The sequence below is a fragment of the Pseudonocardia sp. ICBG162 genome (assembly GCF_020496225.1).
Classification (GTDB): domain Bacteria; phylum Actinomycetota; class Actinomycetes; order Mycobacteriales; family Pseudonocardiaceae; genus Pseudonocardia; species Pseudonocardia alni.
In genome coordinates this window covers 1-18,448 of the sequence record NZ_JAHLJD010000023.1, presented here as the reverse complement: position 1 = coordinate 18,448, position 18,448 = coordinate 1, and the positions used below count along the sequence as shown (strand labels likewise).

General features: G+C 74.6%; 20 protein-coding genes. 16 read left to right on the top strand and 4 right to left on the bottom strand.

Annotation, left to right across the window (positions count from 1 at the left end):
- Window positions 1–58 precede the first annotated feature (58 nt).
- The 7 genes from KPL60_RS22350 (at window position 59) to KPL60_RS22325 (ending at window position 6,800) form a co-directional block, all read left to right on the top strand.
- A complete protein-coding gene (locus KPL60_RS22350; protein ID WP_226367094.1) occupies window positions 59–1,060 on the top strand; it encodes a YafY family protein in 1,002 nt (333 codons plus the stop codon).
- 144 nt (window positions 1,061–1,204) lie between these two features.
- On the top strand, window positions 1,205–2,407 hold the full coding sequence (locus tag KPL60_RS22345) for an MFS transporter (RefSeq protein WP_226367093.1): 1,203 nt from the start codon (window positions 1,205–1,207) through the stop codon (window positions 2,405–2,407).
- 270 nt (window positions 2,408–2,677) lie between these two features.
- Window positions 2,678–2,809: a hypothetical protein gene (locus KPL60_RS33980; RefSeq protein WP_255656391.1), complete on the top strand. Its 132-nt coding sequence runs from the start codon at window positions 2,678–2,680 to the stop codon at window positions 2,807–2,809.
- A gap of 150 nt (window positions 2,810–2,959) precedes the next feature.
- Complete coding sequence (locus tag KPL60_RS22340) at window positions 2,960–3,367, top strand: PPOX class F420-dependent oxidoreductase (protein ID WP_226355425.1); 408 nt, start codon at window positions 2,960–2,962, stop codon at window positions 3,365–3,367.
- Window positions 3,368–3,583: 216 nt separating this feature from the next.
- Window positions 3,584–5,143 (top strand): Re/Si-specific NAD(P)(+) transhydrogenase subunit alpha, encoded by a 1,560-nt coding sequence (locus KPL60_RS22335; RefSeq protein WP_255656389.1) that lies wholly within the window; start codon window positions 3,584–3,586, stop codon window positions 5,141–5,143.
- A 3-nt stretch (window positions 5,144–5,146) separates the two neighbouring features.
- Window positions 5,147–6,556 (top strand): Re/Si-specific NAD(P)(+) transhydrogenase subunit beta, encoded by a 1,410-nt coding sequence (gene pntB / locus KPL60_RS22330; RefSeq protein WP_226355426.1) that lies wholly within the window; start codon window positions 5,147–5,149, stop codon window positions 6,554–6,556.
- A gap of 94 nt (window positions 6,557–6,650) precedes the next feature.
- Window positions 6,651–6,800 (top strand): hypothetical protein, encoded by a 150-nt coding sequence (locus KPL60_RS22325; protein ID WP_157818481.1) that lies wholly within the window; start codon window positions 6,651–6,653, stop codon window positions 6,798–6,800.
- A gap of 119 nt (window positions 6,801–6,919) precedes the next feature.
- On the opposite strand, the gene KPL60_RS22320 is transcribed toward KPL60_RS22325, so the two are convergent.
- The gene (locus tag KPL60_RS22320; RefSeq protein ID WP_226367090.1) at window positions 6,920–7,351 is read right to left on the bottom strand and encodes an ATP-binding protein; all 432 of its coding nucleotides are present in this window, start codon (window positions 7,349–7,351) and stop codon (window positions 6,920–6,922) included.
- Between the two features lie 156 nt (window positions 7,352–7,507).
- Here KPL60_RS22320 and KPL60_RS22315 point away from each other — a divergent pair, with 156 nt between their 5' ends.
- The 7 genes from KPL60_RS22315 to KPL60_RS22285 all read left to right on the top strand — a co-directional run bounded on the left by KPL60_RS22315 (window position 7,508) and on the right by KPL60_RS22285 (window position 12,974).
- Window positions 7,508–8,431 (top strand): RNA polymerase sigma factor SigF, encoded by a 924-nt coding sequence (locus KPL60_RS22315; protein WP_226367089.1) that lies wholly within the window; start codon window positions 7,508–7,510, stop codon window positions 8,429–8,431.
- Between the two features lie 291 nt (window positions 8,432–8,722).
- Complete coding sequence (locus KPL60_RS22310; protein WP_226367088.1) at window positions 8,723–9,427, top strand: hypothetical protein; 705 nt, start codon at window positions 8,723–8,725, stop codon at window positions 9,425–9,427.
- 128 nt (window positions 9,428–9,555) lie between these two features.
- Complete coding sequence (locus KPL60_RS22305; protein WP_226355430.1) at window positions 9,556–10,272, top strand: energy-coupling factor ABC transporter permease; 717 nt, start codon at window positions 9,556–9,558, stop codon at window positions 10,270–10,272.
- Window positions 10,269–10,559 carry an energy-coupling factor ABC transporter substrate-binding protein gene (locus KPL60_RS22300; RefSeq protein ID WP_226355431.1) on the top strand — a complete coding sequence of 97 codons (291 nt, stop codon included), beginning with the start codon at window positions 10,269–10,271 and terminating at the stop codon, window positions 10,557–10,559. Before KPL60_RS22305 ends, KPL60_RS22300 begins: the two co-directional genes overlap by 4 nt.
- Window positions 10,559–11,290, top strand: a complete 732-nt coding sequence (cbiQ, locus tag KPL60_RS22295) for a cobalt ECF transporter T component CbiQ (protein WP_226355432.1) — start codon at window positions 10,559–10,561, stop codon at window positions 11,288–11,290. Before KPL60_RS22300 ends, cbiQ begins: the two co-directional genes overlap by 1 nt.
- A complete protein-coding gene (locus KPL60_RS22290) occupies window positions 11,287–12,135 on the top strand; it encodes an energy-coupling factor ABC transporter ATP-binding protein (RefSeq protein WP_226355433.1) in 849 nt (282 codons plus the stop codon). Before cbiQ ends, KPL60_RS22290 begins: the two co-directional genes overlap by 4 nt.
- Before the next feature lie 5 nt (window positions 12,136–12,140).
- Window positions 12,141–12,974, top strand: coding sequence for an SAM-dependent methyltransferase (locus tag KPL60_RS22285; RefSeq protein ID WP_226366898.1), 834 nt, complete (start codon window positions 12,141–12,143; stop codon window positions 12,972–12,974).
- Window positions 12,975–12,980: 6 nt separating this feature from the next.
- Here the strand turns inward: KPL60_RS22285 and KPL60_RS22280 are convergent, their stop codons facing one another.
- A complete protein-coding gene (locus KPL60_RS22280) occupies window positions 12,981–13,796 on the bottom strand; it encodes a crotonase/enoyl-CoA hydratase family protein (RefSeq protein WP_226355435.1) in 816 nt (271 codons plus the stop codon).
- A 79-nt stretch (window positions 13,797–13,875) separates the two neighbouring features.
- On the opposite strand from KPL60_RS22280, the gene KPL60_RS22275 reads away from it, so the two are divergent.
- Together KPL60_RS22275 and KPL60_RS22270 are read left to right on the top strand one after the other, a co-directional pair.
- A complete protein-coding gene (locus KPL60_RS22275) occupies window positions 13,876–15,105 on the top strand; it encodes an MFS transporter (RefSeq protein WP_226366897.1) in 1,230 nt (409 codons plus the stop codon).
- Between the two features lie 9 nt (window positions 15,106–15,114).
- Window positions 15,115–15,903, top strand: a complete 789-nt coding sequence (locus KPL60_RS22270) for an RNA methyltransferase (RefSeq protein WP_226366896.1) — start codon at window positions 15,115–15,117, stop codon at window positions 15,901–15,903.
- Here KPL60_RS22270 and KPL60_RS22265 read toward each other — a convergent pair.
- Together KPL60_RS22265 and KPL60_RS22260 are read right to left on the bottom strand one after the other, a co-directional pair.
- Entirely contained in the window at window positions 15,891–17,477 is a 1,587-nt protein-coding gene (locus KPL60_RS22265; protein ID WP_226366895.1) for an AMP-binding protein, read from the bottom strand. The genes KPL60_RS22270 and KPL60_RS22265 overlap by 13 nt on opposite strands.
- Before the next feature lie 113 nt (window positions 17,478–17,590).
- Window positions 17,591–18,448 (bottom strand): MFS transporter (locus KPL60_RS22260; protein ID WP_226367092.1); only part of this gene is annotated, 858 nt, incomplete at its 5' end.

Here is an 18,448-nt window from a genome sequence, read left to right as displayed (position 1 = left end):
GGAACGGTAGGAGCCAATGCGGCAGATTTCGTTCCGCGAGCGGCTAGGTTCGTCGTCGATGATGTCGACCTCGGCGCGTCTGCTCCGCCTCCTCTCGCTCCTGCAGGCCCACCCGTCGACGGGCGCGGACCTCGCCGGGGAACTGGGCGTCTCCGCCCGCACCGTGCGCAACGACGTGGAGAAGCTGCGTGAACTCGGCTATCCGGTGGAGGCCGTACCGGGGGTCGGCGGAGGCTACCGGCTGGGTGCGGGTGGGTCCCTTCCTCCGCTGCTGCTCGACGACGACGAGGCCGTCGCGGTCGCCGTCGCCCTCCGGACCGCCGCCGGCGGAACCGTGGCCGGCATCGAGGAGACCGCGGTGCGGGCGCTGGCCAAGCTGGAGACGGTGCTGCCGTCCCGGCTGCGGCACCGGATCGGCACGTTGCTCGCGCACACGGTCACCGTGCCGGGCTCGCTGACCGGCCTGCCCGGTGGCGCGACCGTCGACCCGGCCGTGCTGACGGCGCTGGTGGCGGCCCGCCGGGACCACGAATGCCTACGCGTCGACCTGGTGGACAACAGTGGCGCGACGACCCGGCTGGTGGTGGAGCCCTACCAGATCGCGCACCTGCTCGGCCGCTGGTACCTCGCCGCCTACGACCGCGGATCGGCCGACTGGCGGGTCCTCCGCGTCGACCGTCTGACCCCGTGCGTACCGAACGGGCCGCGATTCGTCCCCCGCCCTCCACCGCCGCAGGGCATGGACGAACTGGTCGCTCACGGCGCTGCTCGCGCGACGTGGGAGTTCTTCGCGCGGATCCGGCTGCACGCACCGATGGAGGCCGTGGCGCAGCGACTACCGCGCACGGCCGGCACACTCACCACGATCGACGCCCGATCGTGCTGGCTCGACACCGGCGCGGACGATCCGGCGACGCTGCTGCGATACCTGTCCATGCTCGACCTGGACTTCTCCGTGCACGACTCCCCGGAACTGGCCGCCGAGCTGCGCAAACTGGCGGGACGGTACGCCGGTGCCGTCGCCGACGGGGACGACACCGATCCACCGGGGATCCGGTAGACGGTGGCCGTTGCGTGATCGTCCTCGCTCGAGGCCCGACGGGCAGCGAACCACCGGTTCTCGGTGATCTGCGGGCGGGGCCGGACGTGGGCGCCGAGGCGATCCTGCTTGCCCCGATCCCGGGCGCGGCCCGATGATTCCCCGGTGAGCGAGGTCACGCGGACCGTCCGCCGGGTCCGGATCACCCAGCTCGCCGGGTCCACAGTGGACGGCGCAGTACTGGCCACGGCGGTGCTGTACTTCAGCACACGGGTCGGCCTGGCCGCGGAGACGGTCGGGATCGTGCTGGCCGCGGCCGCAGCCTGTGCGCTGGCACTGTCGGTGCCGATCGGGGTGCTCGCGGATGCCATCGGTCTGCGACGGGCGGGCGTCGGACTGAGCGGGCTGGTGGTCGTCGCGCTCGTGGTCTACGCGCTGGCCGGCGGGCTCGTCTCCTACGCCGCCGGAGCGATCTGCTTCGTCGTCGCGCAGGCCGGGATCGGCGCGGTCCGCCAGGCCGTCGTCGCCGCGATGGTGCCGCCGCAGGACCGGGTACGCGCCCGGGCAGTACTGCACACACTGCTCAACGCCGGGATGGGTCTCGGCACGGTGTGGGGCGCAGTGGTGCTGGCCGTCGACTCGGCGGTGCTCTACCGGGCGACGTTCGTGGGCGGGGCGGTCGCGGCACTCGCCTGCGCGGTGCTGTTCGCCGGGCTGCCCGCCTCGGCCGGGGCCGCGGGCGGGGTCGCAGCGGGCCGACGGCCCGGGCTCACCGCCCTGCGCGACGGCCGGTTCGTCACGGTGACCGGCCTGTCCGCACTGCTGCAGCTCACGATGCCGGTGCTCAGCGTGATCCTGCCGCTCTGGGTGGCCACACGGACCGGCGCCCCGGAATGGATCGCTGCCGTCGCGCTCGGGCTGAACACGGTCCTCGTCCTGCTCGTCCAGACCGCCTGGGCGGCGCGGATCGTCACCGCCGCGGCCGCCCGGCGCTCGGCCGTGGTCGCAGGGACAGCGCTCCTCGTCTCATGTGTCCTGATCGGATTCGCGGGCAGTGCGGGCGGAGTGGTGCTGCCCGCGGTGCTGGTGCTCATGGGGGTGACGGTGCTGACCGCGGGCGAGATCGGGGCGGGGGCGGCGACGTGGTTCGCCGCGTTCGGCTCCGTCCCGGACGGCGCCCAGGGCCAGTACCAGGCCGTGTTCGGGATGGCGGCCTCGCTCGCCCGGATCGTCGGACCGGCGCTCGTGCTGCCACTCGTACTCGCGACCGGCGCGTTCGGCTGGCTGGCGGTCGGCGCCGTGATGGCCGCCGCGGGCGCGGCGCTCGCCGTCCTCACCGGCCGACGGACCAGCCCGGCAGAGCTGTGATCCTGCTCGACGACCGTCGGCCGGTCGTGCTGCCCGGACTGGTCGGTCGAGCTGCCGGGAACGGTGGCCGCTGCCGCACCTGAGCTCGTCGGGGGAGACCCTGACCGGGGCCCGCTGTCCCGAAGGTCGTCGGTCCCGGCTTCGCCGCCACCGTCGGGTCCGGGGCCGGCGCCCACGCCGGCTCCACCGATGCCCACGGCACCCCGGCCGCGCCCGGTACCGAACCGGCGCTCGTTGCCGTCGGTTCCGGGCCCGCACTGCGGTCCGGGCATGATCTGCCCCCTCATCGACGAGCTCCGCTCGGCACGGGAGCCGACGTCGGAGCAGGTCCTGGAGGCAGCGCCTGTCGAGCGGGTCCGCGCCGAGCTGGAGCAGTCCGCCGGGCACGGGTCGGCACGTTGAGTACCCGTGCGGCCCGCGTCGGGCTCGGCGCCGACCTCCACGTCGACGGCGGGGAGAACCGGATCCGGGCGGCGGCCGCCCGGGGCCACTACCGTGACGTCCGCGCCGACGGCCCCGCCGACGTCCACCGGATCCCCGGAAGGCTGCCCCATGAGCGCACCCCCGCCGTTGCCCGACGACCTGGTCGACCTCCTCCGGAGGGCGTCCCCGTGCTGGGTCGCCACGACCATGCCCGACGGTTCGCCCCAGCTGACCCAGACCTGGTGCGACACCGACGGCGAGCACATCCTGATCAACACCGTGGAGACCCACCAGAAGGCCCGCAACCTCGCCCGCGACCCCCGGGTCTCGGTCGCCGTCGCCGATCCGGACCAGCCCATGCGCTACATCAGCGTGCGGGGGCGGTGCGTCGCGGCCACCACCGACGGTGCGGCCGAGCACATCGACCAGCTGTCGCAGAAGTACCTGGGCCGGCCGTACCCGGGCTTCGGCGGTGGGGCCGGGACGCGGCTGCTCCTGACCATCGTCGTCGACCGGATCGTGCATCCCGGGGGATGACCGGTCCCGGCCCGGGACGGTCGGCCCCTCCCGACGACGGGTCCGCACGCACGATCTTCGCGATACGCTCCCGCCCGGCACCGCCTGCCCGTACGAAGGGGTGGGATCCTGGCCTGTGACGCAGTCGTGACTGCACGCGCCCGGTTCCGGCATTACCTTCCGAAAGGCCCGCGACCGGCGCGAGCGACGACGCGCGCGCGAGATCGAGGAGAGTGCATGAGCGACAGCCCTGAGCCGTCGGGACCGGCGATGCGGATCGGCGTGGCCGCGGAGGCGGAGCCCGAGACCCGCGTGGCGATGAGCCCCGAGACCGTCGCGAAGGTCGTCGGTCTCGGCTACGCCGCCACCGTCGAGTCCGGGGCCGGTGCCCACGCCGGCTTCACCGACGAGGCCTACGCCGAGGCCGGTGCCGACGTCGTCGACGGTCCCGTGTGGGACAGCGACATCATCGTGATGATCAACCCGCCGGCGCCCGAGGAGATCGGCAAGCTGCGCGAGGGCTCGGTACTGATCGCCATGCTCGCGCCGCGCTTCGAGGCCGAGCGGACCGAGGCGCTCACCGCCCAGGGCGTCACCGCCCTGTCGATGGACGCGGTGCCGCGGATCTCGCGGGCCCAGTCGATGGACGTGCTGTCGTCGATGGCCAACATCGCGGGCTACCGGGCGGTGATCGAGGCGGCCCACGTGTTCGGCCGGTTCTTCACCGGTCAGGTCACCGCGGCGGGCAAGGTCCCGCCGGCGAAGGTGCTCGTGGCCGGGGCGGGCGTCGCCGGGCTCGCCGCCATCGCCGCGGCGAACAGCCTGGGCGCGGTCGTGCGGGCCACCGACCCGCGCTCCGAGGTCGCCGACCAGGTGCGGTCGCTCGGCGGCGAGTACCTGGCGGTCGAGGTGGAGCAGGAGGCCTCCACCGACGGCTACGCCAAGGCCACCTCGGCGGACTACGACAAGCGCGCGGCCGAGATCTACTCCGAGCAGGCCGCGGACTGCGACATCATCATCACCACCGCGCTGATCCCGGGGCGCCCCGCGCCGAAGCTGATCACCGCCGCGGACGTCGCGTCGATGCGCCCGGGCAGCGTGGTCGTCGACATGGCGGCCTCGCAGGGCGGCAACGTCGAGGGCTCGGTGGCCGGCGAGGTCGTCGTCACCGACCACGGTGTGACGGTCGTCGGCTACACCGACCTGGCCGCCCGGCTGCCCGCGCAGGCGTCGCAGCTCTACGGCACGAACGTGCTCAACCTGCTCAAGCTCATGACCCCGGAGAAGGACGGGCGGCTCGCGCTCGACCTCGACGACACCGTCGTCCGCGGCATCACCACCGCGCACGCGGGGGAGACGCTCTGGCCGCCGCCCGAGGTGAAGGTGAGCGCGGCGCCCGCGACCCAGCCGGCCGAGGAGCCGAAGGAGAAGGAGCCGGAGAAGCCGCGGTCCCCGTACGCGGGGCTCGCCGCCGGGATCGTCGGCGCGCTGGCGCTGTTCGCGGTCACGGCGCTGGCCCCGGCCGAGCTCGCCGGGCACCTCACGGTGTTCGTGCTGGCGATCGTCATCGGCTTCTACGTCATCGGCAACGTGCACCACGCGCTGCACACGCCGCTGATGTCGGTCACGAACGCGATCTCCGGGATCATCGTCGTCGGCGCGATCCTGCAGATCGGCACCGGCGGCGACGCCCTGGTCATCGGGCTCGCCGCGGTCGCGGTGCTGCTCGCCGCCATCAACATCGTCGGTGGCTTCGCGGTGACCCGCCGCATGCTGCAGATGTTCACGAGGAGCTGAGCCGTGCAGACGTGGACCACTGCGGCGTACCTGATCGCCGCGATCCTGTTCGTGATCAGCCTCGCCGGGCTGTCGAGGCACGAGACCTCGCGCTCCGGGGTGCTGTTCGGCATCGCCGGCATGACGATCGCGCTGGTCGCCACGGCCGTCGTCGCGCTCGGCCAGGCGTCCGGGCTGGGCGTCGCCCTGCTGCTGGTCGCCGTCGTCGTCGGCGGGGCGATCGGGCTCTGGCGGGCCCGCGTCGTCGAGATGACGGGGATGCCCGAGCTCATCGCGCTCATGCACAGCTTCGTCGGCCTCGCCGCGGTGCTGGTGGGCTGGAACGGCTTCCTGGAGGTCGAGTCCGGTCACCTGCAGCTCGAGGGCTCGCTGCTGGGCATCCACCACGCCGAGGTCGCCGTCGGCGTCTTCATCGGTGCGGTGACCTTCACCGGCTCGGTGATCGCCTACCTGAAGCTGTCGGCGAAGATCAAGTCGGCGCCGCTGATGCTGCCCGGCAAGAACGTCCTCAACCTCGGCGCGCTCGTGGCGTTCGCGGTGCTGACGGTGTTCTTCGTCGTCTCGCCGCAGGTGTGGATCCTGGCCGTGCTCACGGTGCTGGCGCTGCTGCTCGGCCTGCACCTGGTCGCCTCGATCGGCGGCGGTGACATGCCGGTCGTGGTGTCGATGCTGAACTCGTACTCCGGCTGGGCCGCCGCGGCGGCGGGCTTCCTGCTCGGCAACGACCTGCTGATCATCACCGGCGCGCTCGTCGGGTCCTCCGGTGCCTACCTGTCCTACATCATGTGCAAGGCGATGAACCGGTCGTTCGTCTCGGTCATCGCCGGTGGCTTCGGGGCCACCTCCTCGGCGGCCGCCGCGGTGGAGGGCGAGCACCGCGAGGTCGACGCCGACGGCGTCGCCGAGCTGCTCGCGAACGCCGAGAGCGTCGTCATCACCCCCGGCTACGGCATGGCGGTCGCCCAGGCCCAGTACCCGGTGGCGGAGCTGACCCGCTCACTGCGCGACGCCGGCGTGAACGTGCGCTTCGGTGTCCACCCGGTCGCGGGGCGGCTCCCCGGGCACATGAACGTGCTGCTCGCCGAGGCCCAGGTGCCCTACGACATCGTCCTGGAGATGGACGAGATCAACGACGACCTCGCCGAGACCGACGTCGTGCTGGTCATCGGCGCCAACGACACGGTCAACCCGGCCGCGTCGGAGGACCCGGGCTCGCCGATCGCCGGGATGCCGGTGCTGCGGGTGTGGGACGCCAAGGACGTGATCGTGTTCAAGCGGTCGATGGCCACCGGCTACGCGGGCGTGCAGAACCCGCTGTTCTTCCGGGACAACACCCAGATGCTGTTCGGCGACGCCAAGGAGCGCGTGCAGGACATCCTGTCCTCGATCAAGAGCCTCGCGAAGTCGGGCTGACCGGCGGGCGACTTCACCCGGGCGGGGCGCAGGTGTTACCGAGCCGACTCCTGCGCTCCGCTTGCCCGGAACGTCCGGTGGGCACTCTGTGTCCATGAGTGAGAGCAGCACGCAGCACGCGAACACGACCTGGCCCCACCCCGAGAGCGAGCAGGCCCGCCACGACGGGCGCTACACCCCGGTCGCCCGTGCCGGGCACCGCGGACACCGGTCCGACGACCCGTCCACCTCCATGCGGGACTGACCACTCGCACCACCACGCCTGGTCCGCAGCCGGATCGGGCCCGATGAGAACCGGTCGCCGTCACCCGCCCTCGGGCGTGGGGTGCGGCGACCCTGTCGTCGCGGGGGTCCCCGGACCGGTCAGGACGCGGGGATGCAGAGCCCCGGACAGCGGCCGATCCGGCCCTGGAACGAGACGGTGGTCCCGTCGGGACCCGGCTCCACCCGTACGTCCTCCGCGACCGCCTCGATCATCCCGATGCCCCGTCCGCGGTGGCCGGGGTCGGTGGGCGGGTCGCGCCAGCGCCCGCGGTCGCTGACCTCCATCCGCACCCGGTACCCCTCGGCCTCACCGCGCAGCAGGACCGTCGGGGCCCCGTCCGAGCCCGCGGCCCCGTAGGCGTGCTCGATGCTGTTGGAGACGGCCTCGTTCACCGCGAGGACGAGATCCTGCACGGTCGGGCACTGTTCGTCGGTCCCGCACAGCGACGCGAGCCACCTCCCGGTCTCCCGGCGGGAGCGGCCTGCCGACCCGGGTTCGACGGGCAGCTCGACACGCAGAGTCGGGGACATGGGAGAGCAGTACCCACCAGGTCGCCGTGCAACTCATCGGAGTGACCGTCGATCGAAAGTCGACCAGGTCACGTGAAATTCGACGTGCGGGCCCGCGACACCCGGCCTACCGTCGGTCGGTGATGACAGTCGATCATCGCCGGCCGCGGAGACGGCATGGCTGAGCCGAGCAGCACGTACGCCGAGGGAGCCGAGGCGTCGCGCGCCGACGACACGGTGGGGGACCCGGTGGACGGCACGAGCGGCGACACCGCCGACGGCACGACCGGGCCCGCCCACGAGGCCGCGGACACCCGCCCCGACGAGTACGCCCACCTCCTCGCGCCCCTGCACGCCTTCGCCGCCGCCGACCCCGACGACCCGGAGCGGGAGCGGCTGCGCTCCGAGCTGGCGAGGGGCTTCCACCCGGTGGTCCGGCACATCGCCGGGCGCTACCGGCACCGCGGCGAGCCCGTCGAGGACCTGGAGCAGGTCGGCACGATCGGGCTGATCAACGCGCTGGACCGGTTCGACCCGGGCCAGGGCACCCCGTTCCTGGCCTACGCCGTCCCCACGATCACCGGGGAGATCCGCCGGTACTTCCGCGACCGCACCTGGTCGATGCGCGTGCCGCGGCGGCTCAAGGACATCCAGAGCCGCATGACCCGCGCCCAGGAGGAGCTGGCCTCGCGGCACGGCCGCGCCCCCAAGGTCTCCGAGCTCGCCGAGCACCTCGGCATCAGCCGCGAGGAGGTCATCGAGGGCCTGCAGGCCCAGGACTCCTACCGGTCGGACTCGCTCGACCAGCTCGTCGGCGACACCGACAACCCGCTCGGCGAGATCGTCGGGGGCATCGACGCCGGGATGGACGCGGTCGAGGCCCGCGAGTCGCTGCGACCCGCCCTGCGCAAGCTCCCCGAGCGGGAGCGGACCATCCTCATGCTGCGGTTCTTCGGCAACCAGACCCAGACCCAGATCGCCGCCCAGGTCGGGCTGTCGCAGATGCACGTGTCGCGGCTGCTCGCCCGGACCCTGGTGACCCTGCGCGGCCACCTCGCCGACGAGCAGACCCACCACGACGGGGTCCCCGAGGCCGGCTGACGCCCGCCCGCTACGACGACCGGGTGGCTGTGGTGGTCCGACCGGGGCAACCGGGCCGGTCCTGATCACCTCGCCGTCACCTGCGCGTTTCCCCACCGGCCTCCCGGGGCACCCTGTCGTGTTCCGCGCACGCCGTCGTCCGTCCACCGGGCCACGGTGTCGCGCACACCGAGACATTCAGCGAGACCGTCGTCCCGCGACCCGTCACCCGCACGTGCGCGGCCGGTCGGTGCTCCCACCGACCGGTACCGCGGCGTGCCGTCGGTCGCGACGACAGGAGAGGACCCGGGTATGGCCGTGCAGGAGAAGATGTTCGCCACCAAGCGTGACCGCAAGGAGGCGGAGCGGTCGTCGGCCGCGGCCGCCGGGCGCGCCGAGGTGGCGGCCGCCAAGGCGGAGCGGGCCGCCGCGAAGGCGCAGCAGGCCGCGCTGATCGCGGCCGGTGCCGCCGGCTCGGCCCAGGAGGCCGGGACGCCGGGCCCGTCGGCGAAGGACGCGAAGGCCGGGAAGAAGGCCGACGCGAAGAAGGGCAAGAAGGACAAGAAGGGCGGCCGGAAGGCCGTCGAGGCCGCGAAGGCCGACACGAAGAAGGCCCGCCGCGCGGAGGAGAAGGACGCCGAGAAGGCCGTCCGCGCCGCCGAGAAGGCCGAGAAGAAGGCCCGCAAGCAGGCGAAGGCCGAGCGTGCGGAGCAGGAGAAGGCCGCGGCCGCGGAGAAGAAGGCCGCCAAGAAGGCCAAGGCAGCGCGGCTGGAGAAGGTCGCCAAGCGCGACGCCGCCGCGAAGGCGGAGAAGAAGGCCCGCAGGCTGGCGAAGGAGCAGGTCGTCGCCGGCCGGCCGGGCAGCGGGGTCGGTACGCCCGAGACCACGCCCGCCGAGCGGGAGAACCGTCGTCGCGAGGCCGAGCAGGAGGCGGGCCGGCTCGCCGCCGCGGCCGAGCACAAGGCCACCGCCGAGCGCCCCGCCGAGGTGCACCACACCAACGGCCTGCGCCTCTGACGGCACACCGCAGCCACCGGTGACGCCCGGGCCCGGCCGGGTCCGGGCGTCGCCGTGTGTCAGGGCCTGCACACCTGACCGGATGTTCAGGCTTGCACGATCGAATGACGTGGCCGTAGCGTTCGCCCGTGCACATCGCCGAGGGCTATCTGCCGCCGCTGCACGCGGCGGCCTGGACCGTCGTCGCCGCGCCGTTCGTCGTGCACGGCGCCCGCGCCGTGGTGCGCCGCGTGCGGGAGGACCCGGACACCAAGCTGCTGCTCGCCGCGGCGGGCGCGTTCACCTTCGTCCTCTCGGCGCTGAAGATCCCGTCGGTGACCGGGTCGTCGTCGCACCCGACCGGGACCGGGCTGGGCGCGGTGCTGTTCCGACCACCGGTGATGGCCCTGCTCGGGACGGTGGTGCTGTTCTTCCAGGCCGTCCTGCTCGCCCACGGCGGGCTCACCACGCTCGGCGCCAACGCCTTCTCGATGGCGATCGCCGGGCCGTGGATCGCCTACGGCGCCTACGTCGTGGTCCGCAGGCTCGGGGGCTCGCTGGGACCCGCGGTGTTCGCCGCGGCCTTCCTCGGTGACCTCGGCACCTACACGATCACCAGCGCGCAGCTCGCGCTTGCGTTCCCCGACCCCACCTCCGGGTTCGGCGGAGCGTTCGTCACCTTCGCCTCGATCTTCTCGATCACGCAGATCCCGCTGGCCGTGGCCGAGGGGCTGCTGACGGTGCTCGTCGTGCGGCTGCTCGTGCGCATCACCCCGGACGAGCTGCGCCGCCTCGGCGTGCTGCGCCCGGCGACCACCGCCGCGACCGGTCCCACCGCCACCACCGAGAAGGAGGCGTCGGCGTGAGCCGCTCGACCGTCGTGAACATCCTGCTGGTCGTCGCCGTCGTCGCGTTGTTCGCGGTGCCGGTGCTGTTCGTGCCCGGCGAGTACGCCGGGTCCGACGGCCAGGCGGGCGAGGCCATCGAGGCCACCGGCTACGAGCCGTGGTTCAGCCCGGTGTGGGAGCCGCCGTCGGGCGAGATCGAGTCCGGCATCTTCGCGATGCAGGCCGCGGCCGGCGCGGGCGTGCTCGGCTACTGCATCGGCGTCGCCCGCACCCGCAGCCGGGAGAAGGCCGCCCGGCAGACCTGATGCTGCTGATCGACGAGACCGCCCACGCCAACCGCTGGCGGTCCCGGCACCCGGGGGAGAAGGCGTTCCTCGCCCTGGGGCTGCTGCTGCTCGCCGTCGCGCTCCCGCCGTGGCCGGGGGCCGTGCTGACCGGTGCCGCGGCGCTGGCGCTGCTGCTGGCCGGGGCCCGGGTGCCGTGGCGGACCGCGCTGCGGCTGCTCGCGCTGCCCCTCGGGTTCGTGATCGTGGGGGCGCTGCCCCTGCTGGTGACCGTGGGCGGGGACCCCTGGCTCGCGCTCGCGTCGGGCGGGCCGGCCCGGGCGGCCGCGCTCGTCGGACGCTCGCTGGCGGCGGTGTCCTGCCTGATCCTCTTCGCCGCGACGACGCCGCTCGCCGACACCCTGCCCCGGCTGCGGTGGGTGCCGCCGGCCGTCCTGGAGATCACCCTGCTCGTGTACCGGATGCTGTTCCTGCTGCTGGACTCGCTGACCGCGGTCCGGGAGGCCCAGTCCCTCCGGATGGGGTTCCGGACGCGGCGGACCACCTTCCGGTCGCTGGCCGGGCAGGGTGGGGCCGTGTTCGTCCGCGCCTTCGACCGTGCCCGCCGCCTCGAGGCCGGCCTCGCCTCCCGCGGCTACGACGGCTCGCTGCGCGTCCGGGTACCCGCCCGCACCGTCTCGCCCGCCTTCGTCGCGGCGAGCGCGGTGCTGCTCGTCGCCGTGCCGGTCCTGGCCCTGGTGGTCGTCCCGTGACCGCGGTCCTGGAGGCCCGCGGGCTGGTCTTCGCCTACCCGGACGGGCCGGTCGTGCTCGACGGGGCGGACCTCGTCGTCGACCCGGGGCGCAGGCTCGCGGTGCTCGGCCCCAACGGCGGCGGCAAGACCACCCTGTTCCGGCTGCTGCTCGGGCTGCTCGCCCCGTCGGCCGGGCAGGTCCTGCTCGACGGCGAGCCGGTCCGCCGCACCCGCCGCGGGCTGGTGCGGCTGCGCGAGTCCGCCCAGCTCGTCCTGCAGGACCCCGACGACCAGCTGTTCTCCGCCGACGTCGCGCAGGACGTGTCGTTCGGCCCGCTGAACCTCGGTCTCGACGAGGCCGAGGTCGACGCCCGGGTGCACGAGGCGCTGTCCGCCGTCGGCGTCGCCGACCTCGCCGACCGGCCGACGCACCGGCTGTCGTTCGGGCAGCGCAAGCGGGTCGCTATCGCCGGGGCCCTCGCCGTCCGGCCCCGGGTGCTGGTGCTCGACGAGCCGACCGCGGGCCTGGACCCGGCCGGGGTGGAGGAGCTCGTCGTCGTGCTGGCGGACCTGCAGCGCGCCGGGACCGCGGTCGTGCTGTCCACACACGACGTCGACCTCGCCCACCGCTGGGCCGACGACGTCGCCGTCGTCGCGCGCGGGCGGGTCCGGCGCGGCCCGGCCGCGGAGATCCTCGGCGATGCCGCGCTGCTCGCCGACGCCCGGCTCGGTCCGGCCTGGGCACCCGCGGTCGCGCGGCTGCTCGCGCTGGCGGGGCACCCCGGCGTGGCCCCCGGCACGGCGGCGGAGCTGCACGATGTCCTATCGGGACTTGCGACCCGGGAGACACCGGCGAGAGGGTGACGCCCATGACCACCCCGGAGCCCGTGCCCGACCCGGTGGACGAGATCGACCTGTCGCTCCCCAACCCGGCCCGCGTCTACGACTACATGCTCGGCGGCGCCCACAACTTCGCCACCGACCGCGAGTTCGCCGAGCGTGTGCTCGCCGTGCTCCCGGACACGCGGGAGCTCGCGCTCGCCAACCGGGCCTTCCTCGGCCGGGCCGTGCGGGCCTGCCTAGACCGCGGGCTGCGCCAGTTCCTCGACCTCGGCTCCGGCATCCCCACCGCCGAGCCGGTGCACGAGATCGCCCACCGCGCCGACCCGGCGGCGCGCGTCGCCTATGTCGACGTCGAGCCGGTCTCGGTCGCGATGAGCCGCCAGATCCTGACCGGTGTGGACGGTGCCTCGATCACCGCCGCCGACCTCACCGACGCCGAGGCCGTGCTCGCCGCGCCGGGTGTGGCGGGCCTGCTCGACCCGGCCGAGCCGGTCGCCGTGCTCGCGGTGTCGGTGCTGCACTTCGTCCGCGACGACGACCTGCTCGGCGCCCTGTTCGACCGCTACGTGACGGCGTTCGGGCCCGGCAGCATGCTCGTCGTGTCCCACGGCAGCACCGACGTCGACGACCCGCACACCGCCGAGCGGATGCGCACCATCGAGCGGTTCACCCGGGACACCGCGCAGCCGGCGCGGTCCCGGGACCGCGCCCTGCTGCGCAGGCTGCTCGTCGACCGGCCCGGGCACCGGCTGGAGCTGCTGGAACCGGGCCTGGTCGACGTCAGCGACTGGCAGGCCGAGGACGGGCAGCCGCCCGCCGGGATGTACGCGGTCGTCGGGGAGGTCGTCCCGCGACGGTAGGCCGGGTCAGTCCCGGTAGACGCCCTGGCGCTTCTCCATGAACGCGCTGACGGCCTCGGTCAGGTCGGCCGAGACCAGCTGGCCGCCGTTCCAGGTGGCGATCTGGTCGAGCCCGTCGGCGACCGAGTGGTCGCGGGCGTAGGTGATCGCGTGCTTGGTGCCGCGCAGCGCCAGCGGCGACTTCGCGGCCAGCGACGCGGCCAGCTCGGCGACGCCCGCCTCGAGGGCGTCGGCGTCGGGGTACACGCCGTTGACCAGGCGCAGCTCCTTCGCCTCGGTGCCCGACACCGGCCGGCAGGTGTAGGCCATCTCGCGGGCCACACCCTCGCCGACGATCCGCGGCAGCCGCTGCAGCACGCCGACGTCGGCGGCCAGGCCCATGTCGACCTCCTTCAGCACGAACGACGCGTCGGCGGTCGCGTAGCGCAGGTCGCAGGCGACGGCCAGGTCCAGGCCGGCCCCGATGCAGACGCCCTGGATCGCGGCGACGACCGGCTTCCGGCAGCGCTCGATCGCGGTGAGGCAGTCCTGCAGGTCGAGAATGGTGCGGCGCAGCGCGTCGGCGCCGTGCCCCATCGAGTCGTCCGACGCGGTCTCGCGCAGCCCGCCCAGCATCGACACGTCGATGCCCGAGCAGAAGTGCCGCCCGTTGCCGCTGATCACCACGACCCGCACGGCGGGGTCGGCGTCCAGCTCGCGCACCGCGTCGCGCAGCCCGAACCACATCGGCTCGTGCAGCGCGTTCGCCGCCTTCGGGCGGTCCAGGCGCAGTCGCGCGACCCCGTCCGCCACCTCGACCGCGATCCCCGTCGGTTCACCCATGTCGCGTCACTCCGTCCTCGTCGCCGGTCCTCGCTGCGGAGGCTACCGGTAGGTAACCCCCGGCTGGCAGGATGCGGCGGTGCGGCAGGGAGGCCGGGGGGACCGGACGTGGCTCGCGGCCTGCGGGCTGCTGTTCGCGACGGCGTTCGGCACGAACGTCCCGACCCCGCTGCTGCTGGTCTACCGGGCCGAGCTCGACCTGTCGGCGAGCACGCTCGCCGCGATCTTCGGGGTGTACGCGCTCGGGCTCGCACCGTCGCTGCTGCTGGGCGGGCCGGCGTCGGACCGGTTCGGGCGGGTGCGGGTGCTGCTGCCCGTCGCCGCCGGGGTCGCGGGGGCGTCGCTGCTGTTCCTCGGCGGGGCGTCGGCACTGTGGCTGCTGTTCGCGGCCCGGTTCCTGCAGGGGCTGGCGTCCGGTGCGGTGTTCTCGGTGGGCAGCGCCTGGCTGCAGGACCTCGCCGGGCCGGACGGCGCGCCGCGGGCCGCGCGGGCGGCGTCGGTCGCCCAGACCGCCGGCTTCTGCCTCGGGCCGCTGACCTCCGGGCTGCTCGCGACCTCCGGGCCGCTGCCGCTGGCCCTGCCCTACCTCGTGCACGTGGCCCTGCTGGTGGTGGCGGTCGCCGCGGTGCTCGCCACCGTCGGGACGGGGACCCGCCCGGCCGGGCCGCCGTCCCGCGGCCTGCTGCCCCGGCCGGGCCTGACCCCGGCCGCGCGGCGGGTGTTCGTGCGGGTGGTCGTGCCGACCGCGGTGTGCGTGTACGCGTTCCCGTCGGTCGCGGTGACCGTGCTGCCGCTGCTGCTGCCCGGGATCTCCGGTGCGGTCGCGTTCACCGGGCTGCTCGCCGCGCTGACCCTGGGCACCGGGACGCTGGTGCAGCCGTTCGCGCACCGCCTCGGCCGCCGCACCGGGCCCGCCGGGGCCGGGCTGGGCGCCCTCGGGGCCGCCGCCGCGACGCTCACCTCGCTGCTCGCGCCACCCGGACCGGCCGCCGTCGCGGGCGTCGCGGTGGCCGGGGTGCTGTTCGGCGCGGGTGGCGGGCTCTGCCTCAACGCCGGGCTCACCCGCGTCGGCCGGCTGGCGCCGGCGTCCGGGCGGGGCGCGGTGAACGGGCTGTTATACACCGCCGCCTACACCGGGTTCGCCGCGCCGTGGCTGGCCACCGCGTTCGTCGCGACGACGGCGCTCGCCGCCCCGCTGGCGGTGCTCGCCGTCGCGGCCGCGGTCACCGCCGGGTGGCTCGCGGTCCGCTCCGGGGACCCGGACCGGGCACCCGGTCCCGGCCGGTCCCCGGAGGCCCCGCCGTCCTAGGCTCGTCGGGTGCCCGACCTGACCAGCACCGCCAACCCGCGTGTCAAGAACCTGGTCCGGCTGCGCACCCGCCGCCACCGCGACGCCGCGGGCGTCACCGTGATCGAGGGGCACGACGAGCTGGCGCTCGCGCTCGACGCCGGCGTGGAGCCGACCGAGGTGTACTGGGCGCCGGACCTCGTGCGGTCGGACGCGCTGCTGGCCCGGATGCCGTCGGCGCGGGTGTTCTCGGTGACCCGCGAGGTGTTCGCCCGGATCGCCTACCGCGAGTCCCCGGACGGCTGGCTCGCCGTCGCCCCGGCCCCCGGCCGCCCGCTCGACGAGCTGGACCTCGGCCCGGACCCGCTCGTGCTCGTCGCCGAGGGCGTCGAGAAGCCCGGCAACGTCGGGGCGATGCTGCGCACCGCCGAGGCGTGCGGGGTGGACGCCGTGGTCATCGCGACCCCGGAGCGCGGCGGCACCGACTTCGCCAACCCCAACGTGGTGCGGGCGTCGAAGGGGACGGTGTTCGCGGTGCCGGTCGCGTCCGCGTCCACCACCGAGGTCCTCGACTGGCTCGACCGGCGCGGCATCGCCACCCTCGTCACCACCCCGGCCGGGACGACCGGGCTCGCCGGCGCCGACCTGACCGGGCCGACCGCGCTGGTCATCGGGACCGAGGCCACCGGGGTGACCGACGCGTGGCTCGACCGGGCCGACGCCACGGTGGTCATCCCGATGCGCGGGCGGGTCAACTCGCTCAACGCCTCGATCGCCGCGGCCGTGGTGCTCTACGAGGCGGTCCGTCAGCGCGGCTGACCGGCGAGCTCGGCGCGCAGCCGCTTCTTGTCGGTCTTGCCGATCCCGGTCAGCGGGATCCGCTCGACGAACTCCACGGTGTCCGGCACGTACATCGCGCCGGCGCGGTCGGCGACCAGGCCGGTCAGCTCGTCCGGGCTCGGCGCCGGGGAGTCGGTGACGACGGCGGCGTGCACGGTCTCGGTGCCGTCGTCGTCGGGCACCCCGAAGACCGCGGCGTGCCGGACGGCCGGGTGCTCCATGAGCAGGTCCTCCAGCTCGGAGGTGTACACGTGCCCGCCCACGACGACGATCATGTCCTTGACCCGGTCGAGCAGGTGCAGGTAGCCGTCGGCGTCCTGGCGGGCGACGTCGCCGGTCCGCACCCACCCGTCGACGACGGTGGCGGCGGTCAGCTCCGGCTGCTTCCAGTAGCCGTCCATCTCCATGCCGGTGTGCACCCACAGCTCACCGCGCCCGCCCGGGGCGACGGGGCGGCCGTCGGCGTCGGTGATCGCGATCGTGGTGGTGGGGATCGGCCGCCCGACGGTGCCGAGCAGGTCGGGGTTCCGGTGCTCCTCGGCGGTGAGCACGCTGATCCCGCCGGCCTCGGTCTGGCCGTAGAACTGGGTGAACACCGGGCCGATCCGGCGCAGCGCCTCGGCGATGCGCCGCGGGTTGGCGGGGGCGCCGCCGTAGACCAGCGACCGCAGCGACGACAGGTCGGTCCGGTCCAGGTCGGGGTGGTCGAGCAGGCGGTAGATCAGCGGCGGCAGCAGGAAGCCGTGGGTGATGCGCTCCCGCTCGACGGCGGCGAGGTAGGCGCCGGGCTCGAAGTCGTCCTGCAGGACGACGGTGCCGCCGTCGGCCAGGGTGCGGTCGGCGAGCGCCCCGCCGACGTGGGCGACCGGCGTGGCGACGAGCAGGCGCGCGCCGGTGTCGCCGCTGCCGAACCCGCCTGCCCCGCGGCGCATCGCGGCACCGCGACGGTGGTGGTCGAAGGTGTAGGTGATGCCCTTCGGGTGGCCGGTGGTGCCGCCGGTGTGCCGGATCTGCTCGACGGCGTCCGGCCGGGCGCGGCCCAGGACCGGTGCGGTGGACGCCGTCGCGGCCTCGGCCGTCACGTCGGTGTCGGTGCCGTGCGGGCCGAGCCAGAGCACGTCGACGCCGGAGACCAGCGCGAGGACGGGCTCGGCGGCCGCCGCGGCGTCGGCGTCGACGAGGACGAGCGGCGCCTCGACGTCGTCGACGATGCGGGCCTGCGCGGCGGCGGACAGGCCCTCGTGCGGCTGGGCGATGCCGGCCCCGAGCAGCGTCACCGCGAGCCGCGCGACGATCGCCTCGGGCGTGTTCCCGGCCAGCAGCGCCACGACCCGGCCCGGCTCGACCCGGTCGTCGAGGGCGTGGGCGAGCCGGTGCACGGAGTCCACGAGCTCGCCCGCGGTGATCCTGCGGTCGCGGTGCACCAGGGCCTCGCGGCCGCGGTCGGCGGCGAGGGCGTCGAGGAGCTCCTCGACGTCGCTGTGCAGGGCGGTCCCGCTCTGCGTGGCGGTGTCGTTGCGCGGCGCGGTGGCGCGGTCCAGACCGGCGGACATGTCCGGGCTCCTCTCGACGGGATCGTTGTCTTACGCAACGATCAACTCGAGGGCAGGCTTCCCGGAGGTGATCTGATCGACACCTCTCGCTTGTGTGACCTGCCAGGCGGTCCTCAGGCGGCCAGGGCGAGCTCCTCGCGCCGCTCGGCGCGTTCCATCCGGACCGCCACCCCCAGTGCGGCCAGTCCCAGCAGCGGCAGGACGGTCGCGACCGCGGCGGGCGTGGTCCAGCCCCATCCGGCGGTCAGCACCAGGGCGCCCAGTGCGGCCCCGAGGGCGTTGGACACGTTGAACGCGGCGTGGTGCAGCGCCGCGCCCAGGGTCGGGCCCTCGCGACCGGCGTCCATCAGCCGGGTCGCCAGCGCCGGGGTGGTCGCGGTGGTGGTGAACGCCAGTGCGAACAGCGCCAGCAGGGCCAGCACCGGCGACGACGCCGTCACCGCGAACACGGCCATCGCGACCGCGGCCGAGGCGAGCCCGGCCGCGATCGTGCGCACCGGGGCGGCCTCGGCCAGCCGGCCGCCGACCTGGTTGCCCAGGGTCATGCCGACCCCGAACACCGCCAGTGCGAGCGGCACCGCGGAGACGGCCAGGCCGGACACCTCGGTGAGCACCGGGGTGATGTAGCTGTACACGGCGAACGAGCCGCCGAACCCGGTCGCGATGACCGCCATCGTGATCCAGACCTGGCCGCGGCGCAGCGCCGACAGCTCGCCCAGTACCGAGCCGCGGCGCTCGTCGCGGACGTCGGGGACCAGGCGCCAGACGGCCAGCATCGTGAGCGCCGCGACGGCGCCGACGGTCAGGTAGGCCGCGGGCCAGCCCGCGTTCTGCCCGAGCCAGGTCGCGCCCGGCACGCCGACGATGTTGGCGATCATCAGCCCGCTCATCACCGTCGCGATCGCCCGTGGCCGCCGCTCGCGGGGGACCAGGGAGGCGGCGAGCACCGAGGCGGTGCCGAAGTAGGCGCC